This is a genomic window from Paenibacillus sp. UNC217MF (genome assembly GCF_000686865.1).
In the GTDB taxonomy this organism is placed as follows: Bacteria; Bacillota; Bacilli; order Paenibacillales; family Paenibacillaceae; genus Paenibacillus_B; species Paenibacillus_B suaedae.
In genome coordinates this window covers 305,100-317,541 of the sequence record NZ_KK366029.1, presented here as the reverse complement: position 1 = coordinate 317,541, position 12,442 = coordinate 305,100, and the positions used below count along the sequence as shown (strand labels likewise).

The 12,442-nt window shown below is 47.8% G+C and carries 10 protein-coding genes; 2 read left to right on the top strand and 8 right to left on the bottom strand.

Features of this window, described 5'->3' with window-relative positions; all coding sequences use genetic code 11:
* Positions 1-16: 16 nt before the first annotated feature.
* The gene (locus BP95_RS0125780) at positions 17-1,654 is read right to left on the bottom strand and encodes a spore germination protein (protein WP_021256203.1); all 1,638 of its coding nucleotides are present in this window, start codon (positions 1,652-1,654) and stop codon (positions 17-19) included.
* 221 nt (positions 1,655-1,875) lie between these two features.
* On the opposite strand from BP95_RS0125780, the gene BP95_RS0125775 reads away from it, so the two are divergent.
* Positions 1,876-2,751: an AraC family transcriptional regulator gene (locus BP95_RS0125775; RefSeq protein ID WP_028533571.1), complete on the top strand. Its 876-nt coding sequence runs from the start codon at positions 1,876-1,878 to the stop codon at positions 2,749-2,751.
* Between the two features lie 395 nt (positions 2,752-3,146).
* Here the strand turns inward: BP95_RS0125775 and BP95_RS0125765 are convergent, their stop codons facing one another.
* Positions 3,147-3,950 (bottom strand): DUF2935 domain-containing protein, encoded by an 804-nt coding sequence (locus BP95_RS0125765; protein ID WP_021256205.1) that lies wholly within the window; start codon positions 3,948-3,950, stop codon positions 3,147-3,149.
* Positions 3,951-4,242: 292 nt separating this feature from the next.
* Here BP95_RS0125765 and BP95_RS32150 point away from each other — a divergent pair, with 292 nt between their 5' ends.
* Positions 4,243-4,602 (top strand): hypothetical protein, encoded by a 360-nt coding sequence (locus BP95_RS32150; RefSeq protein ID WP_021256206.1) that lies wholly within the window; start codon positions 4,243-4,245, stop codon positions 4,600-4,602.
* A 176-nt stretch (positions 4,603-4,778) separates the two neighbouring features.
* On the opposite strand, the gene treC is transcribed toward BP95_RS32150, so the two are convergent.
* The 6 genes from treC to BP95_RS0125730 form a co-directional block, all read right to left on the bottom strand.
* Positions 4,779-6,479, bottom strand: a complete 1,701-nt coding sequence (gene treC / locus BP95_RS0125755; RefSeq protein ID WP_269321461.1) for an alpha,alpha-phosphotrehalase — start codon at positions 6,477-6,479, stop codon at positions 4,779-4,781.
* Positions 6,480-6,555: 76 nt separating this feature from the next.
* Complete coding sequence (gene treP / locus BP95_RS0125750) at positions 6,556-7,968, bottom strand: PTS system trehalose-specific EIIBC component (RefSeq protein ID WP_021256208.1); 1,413 nt, start codon at positions 7,966-7,968, stop codon at positions 6,556-6,558.
* A gap of 244 nt (positions 7,969-8,212) precedes the next feature.
* On the bottom strand, positions 8,213-8,929 hold the full coding sequence (treR, locus tag BP95_RS0125745; protein ID WP_021256209.1) for a trehalose operon repressor: 717 nt from the start codon (positions 8,927-8,929) through the stop codon (positions 8,213-8,215).
* 403 nt (positions 8,930-9,332) lie between these two features.
* Positions 9,333-10,619: an ABC transporter permease gene (locus BP95_RS0125740; RefSeq protein WP_021256210.1), complete on the bottom strand. Its 1,287-nt coding sequence runs from the start codon at positions 10,617-10,619 to the stop codon at positions 9,333-9,335.
* On the bottom strand, positions 10,612-11,517 hold the full coding sequence (locus tag BP95_RS0125735) for an ABC transporter ATP-binding protein (protein WP_021256211.1): 906 nt from the start codon (positions 11,515-11,517) through the stop codon (positions 10,612-10,614). The genes BP95_RS0125740 and BP95_RS0125735 overlap by 8 nt, the downstream gene beginning before the upstream one ends.
* On the bottom strand, positions 11,514-12,419 hold the full coding sequence (locus tag BP95_RS0125730) for an ABC transporter ATP-binding protein (RefSeq protein WP_028533569.1): 906 nt from the start codon (positions 12,417-12,419) through the stop codon (positions 11,514-11,516). The genes BP95_RS0125735 and BP95_RS0125730 overlap by 4 nt, the downstream gene beginning before the upstream one ends.
* Positions 12,420-12,442 lie beyond the last annotated feature (23 nt).

Here is a 12,442-nt window from a genome sequence, read left to right as displayed (position 1 = left end):
AGCTCCTCCTATTTGCTTACTCCTCACGGGTCGGATTACGTGTGTCCAGCATCTTGGGACGCTTCTTCATCAGCCTTAGCGGGGCACGCAAAATGAAGTCTTTCCAATCTGACAAACGGTAAGGCACAGCAGGGCTCATATATGGCACACCGAAGCTCTTCAGCTTAACGAGATGACTGCATAGCACTAAGAAGAACAGAACAACTCCATACAAGCCAAGGATCGATGCAAAAAATATCGCGATGAACCGCAAAATGCGCAAAGAAATACCTGCACTGTATTGCGGAATAGCGAATGAGGTTATCGCCGTTACTGCAACAACGATAACCGTGAACGGACTGACGATACCCGCTCTAACCGCGGCATCTCCGATAACGAGACCGCCCACAATACCGACCGTCTGCCCAATCGGCTTCGGCAGGCGAAGACCCGCTTCACGCAAGATCTCCAGCGCCACCTCCATAATGAGCACCTCGATGATTGAAGGGAACGGAACGCCAACACGGGTGCCTGCAATGGACAATGCCAGCTTCGTTGGGATCAGACCTTGATGGAACGAGATCAAGGAAATATACAAGGAAGGGCCAAAAGTTGATACAAATGCCGCAAAATACCGCAGACAACGAACTAGCGTCCCCGCCATCCATCGTTCATAATAATCCTCCGGCGATTGAAGCAGCATGGTGAACGTCGCCGGTGCAAGCACAGCATACGGGCTTCCCTCAAGAAAAATCGCCACCCGTCCTTCCATCAAGGCACAAAAGGTTCGATCCAACCGTTCCGTACTCTGCAGCTGCGGAAAAGGAGATAAGTAATTATCCTCAATCAGCTGTTCGATATAGCTTGAATCCGGAACATCATCGATATCGATCTTGCTAATGCGATCCAGCACATCGGTAACGAGCTGCTTATCAGCTATATCCTCGATGTATGCGAGAACCATCTCACGTTGTACCCGGGTTCCGACACGGCGATGAATGAAAGTGAGCTTCTTGTTCTCACCTTGCTGCCTGAGCAGCGTCATATTGTCAACGAGGCATTCATTGAAGGCAAGCCTTGGTCCGCGTACGAGCACCTCAGATGGCGGCTCGTCCACGCCGCGCACCTTCACCTTCCTCGTATTGAACATAATGGCTCCGATATGCCCTTCAATGAACAAAGCCGTATCGCCCTTCAACACATCGTACGTACAGTCATTAACAATTCGATTCTCCTTCATCGATCCGACAGGGAGGATATGCTCGATCAAATATTCCTTCGTATACATATAATCAGGAGATGCAATTGCTCCCCCCTCAGATGGCGGCTGTAAATCGCCCATCAAGCATTCTAAGAGGTGCTTATCGATGAAGTCCCGATCCGATATCCCTCCAACGAACACCAGCGCTGCACGCTGTGTCGTATAGCCGAGACGGAACAAACGTATGTTCACATCCTCCATCTGGCCGATTTCTTCCTTGACCTTATTGAGATCCTCCTCAAAATGGCCTACAAACCCCTCGTAAGCCGTCTCGGCTTTCCGATTCCCCTGATCATTTTCATCCTTCATCGTGATAGACATAATCTTCGATAATACAAAAGGAACAATGCCTGCAATCGCCCCTTGCACGAACGCTTGCCAGCTTGGTATATAAGGCGCAATCGCCTGCCACATTTTTCATCACCTTCCCGTAATATGCCCCGCTCTTTCCTGAGTATGCATTTCGTGGAAGATGATGAGGACTACCATGGTAAACCAGGTATTTTGACATCCAAGCTTTCATGATTCGATAATTGAGGATATCCTAAATCATACGTAACGACCATTTCCATATGCGAAATGTCGGATGTCGATTATTCAACCTCGATACAATGAAGAGGAGAGGAGGGCATGACATGGATATGCTGAAGGATATGAATCTTGCTTTAGCCTATATCGAAGACAATTTGGATCAGGACATCGATTACGCCCAGGTGGCTCGGCTTGCAGGAACTTCGGAGTATCATTTTCGAAGACTCTTTTCCTATTTGGCCGGTATGTCTCTGAACACGTATGTTCGCAACCGCAGGCTGTCTCAAGCCGGTCAGGAATTACACAAGAGTAACGTTAAAGTAATTGATATCGCGATCAAGTATGGCTACCATTCGGTGGACGGATTCACGAGAGCATTCAAGGATTGGCTTGGGGTTGCTCCTTCGGAAGTGAGAGGTCTGAAGCATCTGAAGGTATTCCCGCGCATGACCTTCCAGCTCACTATTCGAGGAGGAATCGACATGAATTATCGGATCGAACGGAAAGACGCCTTCAAGCTTGTGGGTGTGAAGCGCCGCGTGCCCATCGTATTTGAGGGCGAGAATGCTGACATTCTGAAGCTAGCTCAATCGATTACCGTAGAACAGCGAACAAAACTCCAAAGCTATCGAAATACTGACGTCACCACTGTGGTTAATGCGTCCTACCATTTCGGCGAAGAACGTCATGAAGAAAAAGGCGAGTTAGATCATCTCATCGGATCGATTACGACGCTTGATGCTGATTTTGACGGCTTTGAAGTAGTTGAAGTGCCAGCCTGTACATGGGCCATATTCAGCTCAGTTGGTTCCTACCCTCATACCCTACAGCAGACATGGGCAAAAATCGCCTCCGAGTGGCTGCCTTCATCTTCCTATGAGTTAATCGATGTGCCTGAAATTTGCTTTACCGGAGATATGTCCGATCCTCATCAGGTATACAGCGAAATATGGATCGGAGTAAAAGAAAAAGCAGAATAAGCAGAAAACCCTTGATTCGGTAGTATAACCGAATCAAGGGTTTTTTCAATTATCATCAATACACTTCAACAACGATTTCTGCCCAAGCTCCGCGGTCAAATGCTGGAACATTGTCGGCGCTAAACAGTGTAATCAGATAGTAGCCTTTGTGCTGAAGCTTCACCGATCCTTTAAAGGCTTGTTCTTGGATAGGCAGCTTTCCTTCCTTGATGTCCTTATAAGGATTCGTTTTTACAGCCTGTAACAGACATAAGTAAAGCTATACATTTTTTCATGTAATCGCCTCCTACATTATCTAGTTACTTGGTTAGACGAATCAGTAGCCGAAAGAGTTGCGCATAGCTTAATCGTAATGAAGTTCGAGAAACGTAAAAAAACCGCTTTGCAGCGGCGTATTACACCTTCTCATCTATCCTCGGATGATCTGGATTGCATTCCGGATCGGGTACTAAGCCTAATTGTGCTAGCTTCATTAAATAATAGCACTCTTCCCTCATCATATGATCTGGTATGAGCGGGGAAATGCGACTAAGCACTTCGGCTGACAATTCTAGATCCTCCAGTTCCTTCAAAAATGCTCTGAACAAATTCATCTCCATATCGACGTCAGTATGAAATCTGCGGAACGCTGGAAAATCCCGAAGCTGTGTCCGCATGTACCCTGCCATTTCGATACTCTTTAAATAGAACTGTTGAAAATGCTCTTCAAAATCCTTACTTTTCTGAATCAATCGCTTTTCTACAAAATCCAAATCGCTGGAAATAGATGCAGCATGACCCGCTGCGTCAGGCAACCAAAGGAAATCGTGGTGCAGTGCATCAAATTGGGGAACCGGCTTTCCTTCCAATAGGTTGGTTAAAATACGTAAGTATTCCTCAAGTTCATTCACCATGTGATTGATAAAGGTTGGAGTGAACGCAATTGTAACACGCCCAAGCAACAGACGCTCAAGAATGCTTAGCTTAAATTGCCGCAGGTTGATGGTTAGCGTGTAGGCTTGCTGATTCAGTGCTCCGATCTCTGTATCCGATTGCAGCTCTCGTGCTTGATGCAGAAGCTGATCGAACGCTTGAATAAATTGTTGTGCAGTCTGTATATCTGACGTTTCTTTCGGGGAGAGCGCATTAAAGATGAATCTTGCATGATCGCCTAAAATTTGCAGCCAGAAGCGATGCTCAAACAACGCTGGTTGATTCAACGGGATGACCTCCTTTATCGTTCTAACAAAGGTTTATGAAGGAGGCTTAAAATTAATAACTTAGATCTCCGCATCTGCTATATCTGATATCTTTAAGACTGGTACTGTAGTTCACCAAACCGCCTATTACCTCATTTATGGAACAAAACGCTTAGTCGCTCACGAATCCCGAATAACTTACTTTACATGTAACGATTTATGGTCAGCGCCGCGATGCATAAATAACAATTAAGTTAGACAATATAAGGAAGATGAAACCATACGAAACTATGGATAAAAAGGAGTCTGCCCAATGACACATACGAATACCGTGCAAATCGAACAACTAGCGCAACAATTGATTCAACAAACCAATGCAGCAACGCAAAAATACCAGCAGCTATTGCATCAAGAGCAGCAAAATGCTGCACGATTACAGGAGCTTGCTAAAATCGAACAGCATGCGGCCCATGTGATTCAGACTGCGCTTCAAGGTCATCAAACAGCTGTACAACAATTGCAGCAAATTATCAGCCTCGCCCATCAATCACATACTGCACCAACCAGTTATGCAGCGGGGTATGTGGCTCATACGTATCCACAGGTGAGCGATACGCAACATTACGTTTCACAAGTAAACACTACTCCCCAAACAGGATATAGAGGATATTAAAAATAGGCCGTTACCAACCTAATTTTCAAGCCAGCAAGCAGACAGCCGACTGACAAGATTCTGTCTTCATTAGAAGATGTCAGAAGAAGCTGTCTGCTTTCTTTTCCCCCTCTGTCTCTCCCATTAAAAAAAAGCAATGCCCGGCAGGATTCTGCCAAGCATTGCTTCTATTTTCTCTAGTCATGATTCCCGATAAGAAAGGCCACAGACTCATAAGGTCGGAGTGTAAGCTGTTGGATCGTACTCGGTGTATCCTTATAATTGCTGATAAGGATATGCGCTTCACCGTGTAGTGATACTTCCACTGGAAGCGTGAACTCCGCCTCTTCGCCATAGAAGTTGCTGATGACGAGCAATCGTTCTGATCCGTGTGTGCGCATGTAAGCAAATATGCGCGGATCGTCCTTCAGCAGCAGGCGGTAGTCGCCATGCACGATAATGTCATACTGCTTGCGCAGTGCAATCAATTGGCGATAATGGTGGAAGACCGAATCCGGATCGCGCAGTGCCGCCTCGGCATTGATGTCTTGATAATTCGGAGCCGAGCCGATCCAAGGGATACCCGTCGTGAATCCTCCGTGATGCGAAGCATCCCACTGCATTGGCGTGCGCGAATTGTCGCGCGACTTCTGCTGCAGTGCAGCCATAATATCCGCTTCAGGAACGCCCTGCTTCTCCAGCAGGCGATGCGCATTGATCGATTCGATGTCCCGATACTCGCTAATATGCGAGAAATGCGGATTCGTCATGCCGAGCTCTTCCCCTTGATACACGTACGGTGTGCCCTGCATCAAGTGCAGCGTCGTAGCGAGCATTTTCGCCGATTGCACACGATAGGCGCCGTCATTGCCGAAGCGAGATACTACCCGCGGCTGATCGTGGTTGCACCAGAACAAGGCGTTCCAGCCCCCGCCTGTATTCATGCCAACCTGCCACTCGCTTATGATCTGCTTAAGCTGAAGGAAGTCGAAGTCGGCTTTAACCCATTTCTCCCCATTCGGATAATCGACCTTCAGATGGTGGAAGTTGAACACCATGCTCAGCTCGCACTCATCCGGGTGCGTATACTTGATGCAGTTCTCCATCGTCGTCGACGACATTTCGCCAACCGTCAACATGTGCGGATACTGCGAGAATACACGAGCATTCATCTCCTTCAGAAACTCATGAATGCGCGGCCCGTCTGTGTAATATTTGCGCCCATCAGCCGTAGCTGTTGCCAGCGTATCGTTCGGATAGTCCTGATCCTTGGAAATCACATTGATAACGTCCAGCCGGAATCCATCAACGCCCTTATTCAGCCAATAGTGCATCATGTCGTACACTTTATCCCGCAGCACTGGATTCTCCCAGTTCAAATCAGCCTGGGTAACGTCATATAAGTGCAAATAATATTGCCCCGTTTTCTCGTCATACGCCCAGGCGCTTCCGCCAAATTTAGACTGCCAATTGTTCGGCTCCCCTCCGTTCACGCCATCCTTCCAAATATAGTAGTTGCGAATCGGATTGTCCGTACTGCTTGCAGCCTCCTTGAACCAGACGTGCTCCGTCGAGGTGTGGTTAACGACGATGTCCATAATGATGCGGATATCTTTGTCGTGCGCTTTCTGTAACAATTTCTCGAATGTATCCATTGTGCCGTATTCCGGCTGAATACGGTAATAATCACTAATATCATAGCCGTTGTCTTTCTGTGGGGATTCGTAAATCGGCGTCAACCAAATGACATCGATTCCGAGCTCCTTCAAGTAGTCCAGCTTGTCGATAATCCCTTGCAAATCCCCAATTCCGTCACCGTTTGTGTCGTTGAAGCTCTTCGGATAAATCTGATAGATGACAGATTTCTTCCACCACTCCTGCTCCAATTGTTGTGTCATTGTCTTGCACCACCATGTAGTTCTTATTTTTAGTACGATATAGGAATCGCTCTGTGTATCGTTATGAATGCCCTAATTATGCCTGACGCTTCGTCTTCCCGATAATAAGCGTAATGACGAACGGTACAATCAACGCCACCGCCATGCCGAGGAAGAATGGAACCCACTGCTGCGGGAAGATAGATAGGAAGCCTGGCAATCCGCCAACGCCGATAGACACGGCCTTTACCTGAAATGCTGAGATAACGACTGCGCCCAATGCAGAGCCGATCATCGCTGAGATGAACGGGTACCGCAGCCGCAGATTCACACCGAACATCGCAGGCTCAGTAATGCCCAAGTAAGCAGATATCGCCGAGGTCACGGACATCCCTTTCAGCTTCTCGTCTTTAGTAACGAACACCATCGCAAGCGCCGCCGAGCCCTGCGCAATGTTGGACAAGGCGAGAATCGGCCATAGGAACGTGCTGCCCGTGCTTGCAATGAGCTGCAGGTCGACTGCCAGGAATGTATGATGCATACCTGTTACGACAAGCAGCGCATACAAGCCGCCGTAAATAAGTCCACCCAGTACAGCCGCATGCTCGAAAATTCCAACGAAAGCCGATGTGATGGCGTTGCCGATTGTGAAGGTCAACGGTCCAATCACGATAAAGGACAAAAACCCGGTAAGAAGCAGCGTAGTCGGAGCGACCAACAGCAGCTTGAAGCCGTCCGGCACACGCTTGTTCAGAAAGCCCTCGATCTTCGCCAAGCAGAAAGCAGATACAAGTACAGGAAGCACTTGCCCTTGATAGCCAATCTTCTCAAATTCAAAACCAAACAAGTTCCAGTGCGGTACCGTACCATTCGCAACTGCATCCCCATATGCCCAAGCATTCAGCAAATCCGGATGGATAAGCATTAAGCCAAGTACAATCCCGAGCAGTTCACTGCCGCCGAACTTTTTAACCGCTGACCAGCCGATCAGCCCCGGCAGGAAGACGAAGGCGGTATTGGCGATCAGATTGATCATCTCCGCGAAACCCTTCCACTGAGCATATACATCAATGAAGGCTTGATCCGCAAAGAAGATGCCCTTGCCAGTCAATATATTGTTGATCCCCATCAATAGACCTGCCGTAATAATAGCAGGCAAAATTGGAATGAAGATATCTGCAAGCGCCTTCACTGCACGCTGCAATGGGTTTAGTTTCTTGGATGCCACATTCTTGATGTCCTGCGTAGACGCCCGTTCCCCACCGCTAATCTCAAGCAGCTTCTCGTACACCTTCTGTACAAGTCCTGGACCGATTATGACTTGGAACTGCCCGTTCGTCGCAAATGATCCTTTGACAAGTTCATTCTTCTCCAAAGCTTGCTGATCAACAATGCTTTCGTCGTTCAATGCAAAGCGAAGTCGCGTCACACAATGCGTAACCGCAGAAATATTTTCTTTTCCACCAATGGCTTCTAAAATCTGCTCAACCGAACGTTGATCAACTGCCATATCGATGTACCTCCCCAATGGAATCGCTTCCACGTTTGTTGAGACCATTATAACTTGTATAGACAGGTTTGTAAACACTTGTATAGACAAGTTGCTTTGGAGATCGTGAAAAAACAGCGGTCAGTCTAGGATTTCTTTCTCTCATCCAAGACTGCCGCTGTTTCATTTCGTTAAGTTACGTCAACTATAAAATTCGCAACATCGGTTGGTTTTATCAATTGAATACGAGATGCTTAGTACCTCGTCATCGTCTCCGTGCAAAGTCAGTAAACACAAATCGTTCAGGATGATGGCGCGATTCCGTGTACTCGAACAACTCACCATCATGCATATATACATAGTTCTTCACAACGACGACGAAGCCGTACGATTTCATGATCAAGTGTTCCCGATCCTTGGCCGTCGCAGGCTCCACCTGGATCACGCGCTGGGCAAAGCCTATTTTGTGCCCTAACTGCTGTTCGATATAGTCGTATATCGAGCGCTCAGCAATTTCCTTCGTTAGGCCCTCCACCTTCTCCTTTAAAAAATAATTGATATCTAAAATAATGCGCTCTCCGTCAAGCTCGCGCACCCGATGCAAACAATATGCTGTTGCGCCCAATGGCAGCTTAGTCCGCTCATGCAGCTTGTCCGTAATCGTTATTTCCTCAAAATACGGTACGGTCGTCTCGAACTTCTGCCCGCTGTTCTCGCTTGCTTCCTTGAAGCTGACCAATCCGCCGAACGAGAATGCGATGGCATTATTGTCTAGCACATATACGCCCTTGCCAGGATGGCGATTGACAAGCCCTTCTTCGACAAGCAGATCGAGCGCGTTACGAATCGTTCCCCGGCTCGTGTCATAGATAACGCAAAATTCATGCTCCGAAGGAAGCTTTGTTCCCGGTGCGTATTCACCTGAAGCAATCTTCCCCCTAATATCTTCATAAATGGCCATATACAGCTTATTTGTAGTCATCTTTATAACTAACCCCCAATAATGCTTCCGTCCTAACCTTCCTTGCTTGCCTCTATCATATCACGATTGCTGCAGCAGTTAAAAAGAAGGGCACCACACTACACGGTAACCGCTAGCCCAAGAAAAAGACGCTGTCCGCGCAGCGCCTTTCATGTTTTCACCTCAATCAGAGAATGTCATGGATAGAACGACAAATACGCTCAATTTTCATACTACCCACGTGGTAATGAATTGAATGAAACACACTCAAAGAAAGCTGGTTGAATAGAAAAAAACCTGATAAACCAAGGTATGGCTTATCAGGCAATATACATCATTTTAAATCTATGCCTTCATTTGTCTCAAATATTGTGGTATCCGTCTCAATTATAACTGTTACTCACAAGGTGATTTGAAGCTCGGACTAGATTTTGTACGCCTTCATCGCCTTGCGAAGTTCCTTCCACGATGGGCGCTTGCCGTACATAAGCACGCCTGTGCGGTAAATCTTCGCAGCGAGCCAGCCGAAGAACAGGATGGATACGATCAAGATCGCAATGCTCACCCAGAATTCCCACCATGCTGCATTTCCCGTACCAATCCGCAGCAGCATCGAGGTCGGTGTGAAGAATGGAACAAAGGATGTCGCTTTTACCAGCAAGGTGTTCGGTGACGACACGCTAAACATTACAATGTAGAATGCCGCCAACGATAGCATCGTAATCGGCATAATCGCTTGTGCCAAGTCTTCAGTCCGGCTAACGAGCGAGCCTACTGCTGCGAACAGCGTTGCATATAGGAAGTAGCCAAGCACATAGAGCAGCAATCCACCACCAACCACTGTCCAATCAATCATCGAGATATCGAAGTTGAGTGCCTTCAGCGGGGCTGAATTGTGCGGCAGCAGCAGATTAATCACAACCACAGCGAAGAACACAATAATTTGTATCAGCCCAAGTATGAACATGCCGATAATTTTCCCGAACATTTGCGCGAGCGGCGATACGCTCGTAATGAGAATTTCCATAATACGCGAGCTCTTCTCTTGCGTAACCTCGGATGCAATCATGTTACCTGTCATCGTATTCGTCATGAAGAACAGAATGATCAATACCATAACGACGATAATCGAAATCGTTTTTTGTATCGGATTTTCTTCCTTCGCTTTCTCGCCTTCCTTCACGATCTTCTGTGTATCAATCGTAACCGGCTTGCTCAGCTCTGCCTTCTGCTGTTCGGTAAGTGAATCCTTCACGAGCCACTCAGTCTTCACTGCACTTAATGCACCTGTAACCGTCGCCTCATCGCCATGTCCAAGCTCATCCTTGCCATGGAACACAACCTGCGGGAACGATTGCTTCTCCACATTGCCCGCTTCGTCCTTCTTTGGCTCGAACTTCAAGTATCCTTCCAGATCGCCGGACTCCGCTTTCTTGCGGAGATCCTCTTCTGAAGCAGACGGAACAAGTTTCAAGTCGCTCCCGCCATGCTTCGCCAATTGATCTTCAAATGATTTCACAATGTCCGCGTACTCTCCACCCTGTACCAGACCGATTGATGTAGGTTCATCGCTCGAAAATTGCGAGATCAGATACGGAATATTAACCCCAACTGACATAATGAGTGCTAAAATAATCGTCGTAATGATGAACGACTTCGTCATCATCTTCGTCTTCAATGTGAATCGAATGACCGTCCCCAGGTTATGCATTAGATTCGCCTCCAACTGCTTTAATGAAGATCTCGTTCAATGTCGGCTCCTTCAGCTCGAACTGCTGAACTGTCGATTGTGCCATCGCCAGCTGCAGGATATCCTGTGCGGCCACTTCATTCGTAATGTGCAGTTTATAACCGTCTCCTGTTCGGGAAACGGATTGGACGCCTGCGATGCGATCCAAACCATCCACATCTCCACTCGTGCGCAGGATGACATGCTCTCGTGGATATTGAGATTTCAATTCACGCAGCGACCCTTGCAGCACCGCATTACCCTTTTGCAAAATCGTCAGGTTCTGGCACAGTTCTTCTACATGCTCCATCCGGTGCGTAGAGAACAGAATGCTCGTGCCTTGATCGCGCAGCTCCTTAACCGTCTCCTTCAACAATTCGACGTTAACGGGATCCAAGCCGCTGAACGCTTCGTCCAAGATGAGCAGCTTCGGCTTGTGAACAATAGCTGCAATGAAGCCGATTTTCTGCTGATTCCCCTTAGACAGCTCCTCAATTTTCTTGTTGTAGTTTTCCGGTACATTGAACCGTTCCAGCCAATACTTTAGGTTCTTGTCTGCTTCCGCACGCTTCATCCCGCGCAGCTGCGCCAAGTACGTTACCTGCTCGCTAATCTTCACCTTCGGGTACATTCCCCGTTCCTCCGGCAAATACCCGAGGATGCGAGTCAGCCCTTCATGATACGGCTTCCCATGATACGTAATAGATCCGCCATCTGGATAAATAAGACCAAGAACCATCCGCATTGTCGTCGTCTTGCCCGCACCATTCGCACCAAGCAATCCGTAGATTTCCCCTTCTTCTACCTTAAAGCTAAGACCATTCACGGCTGTCTTGTCACCGTACTGCTTCACGACTTGCTGCAACTGTAATGGATTCATTGCGCGTATACGCTCCCCTCAATATGCATCTCAATCATATAAGCTAATATGTCATCCAGCTCCAATGCGTGAGTCTGAACAACCTCAATCCCTTCTTCGTGCAAAAAACGCTCCAAACCGGTAGCATTATGCGCAATAAGTCTTACCCCGAAGCGCTCCTGCATAGCCTTCATCAGACCTGGTGCACCTTCGTAATCCGCTGCCTCGCCATCCACGACGAACACCTTCCACGCATCGAACAGGGCGTCCTTTTCCGTAAAATGAAGCACCTTGCCCTTATGCATGACCAGAATATAATCAGCCAACCGCTTTACCTCATCCACGATATGTGTCGCGATTAAGACGGTCCGCTTCCCATCCTTTAAATACGCATGCAAATCCTTGATCATCATGCGCCAAGATAGTGGATCGAACCCGGAGGACGGTTCATCAAGCACTAGCAGCTCTGGCTTCGGACATATCGCAACGATCAAATCCAGCTTACGGCGCATTCCCTTCGACAGCTTGCTCAGCTTCTGCTTCGGCGGCAGCTCATACTTCGCCATAAGCTGATGGTAGAGCTGCCAATCCCATGATGGATACCACTGTGATACAAAGGATACAAGCTGTTCCGCTGTCATATCGTCCATCTCCGAATCGGAGTTCTCCGCTACGTAGCCAATACGCGCCTTCACAAGTGTACTTAGCTCTGGCTCTGGCTTCTCCTGCAGCACGATTATCGTCCCTTCATCAGGATGAACAAGCCCCAGGCTCATTCCGAGCATCGTCGTCTTGCCTGACCCATTTGTACCTATGATCGCGGTGACACAGCCTTGTGGTATGCATAGATTTAACGGGCCAATGCGGAAGTTGTCACGCTGCTTCACTACCTGTTTCATCTCAATTATATGTTGATTGTCCAATGCTTCTCCCCCCTTGTACGCAC

Excerpts from the sequence above, each read along its gene's own strand:
- BP95_RS0125780 (WP_021256203.1), bottom strand. The coding sequence starts at position 1,654 with ATGTGGCAGGCGATTGCGCCTTATATACCAAGCTGGCAAGCGTTCGTG.
- BP95_RS0125775 (WP_028533571.1), top strand. The coding sequence starts at position 1,876 with ATGGATATGCTGAAGGATATGAATCTTGCTTTAGCCTATATCGAAGAC.
- BP95_RS32150 (WP_021256206.1), top strand. The coding sequence starts at position 4,243 with ATGACACATACGAATACCGTGCAAATCGAACAACTAGCGCAACAATTG.
- treC (WP_269321461.1), bottom strand. The coding sequence starts at position 6,479 with ATGACACAACAATTGGAGCAGGAGTGGTGGAAGAAATCTGTCATCTAT.
- treP (WP_021256208.1), bottom strand. The coding sequence starts at position 7,968 with ATGGCAGTTGATCAACGTTCGGTTGAGCAGATTTTAGAAGCCATTGGT.
- treR (WP_021256209.1), bottom strand. The coding sequence starts at position 8,929 with ATGACTACAAATAAGCTGTATATGGCCATTTATGAAGATATTAGGGGG.
- BP95_RS0125740 (WP_021256210.1), bottom strand. The coding sequence starts at position 10,619 with ATGCATAACCTGGGGACGGTCATTCGATTCACATTGAAGACGAAGATG.
- BP95_RS0125735 (WP_021256211.1), bottom strand. The coding sequence starts at position 11,517 with ATGAATCCATTACAGTTGCAGCAAGTCGTGAAGCAGTACGGTGACAAG.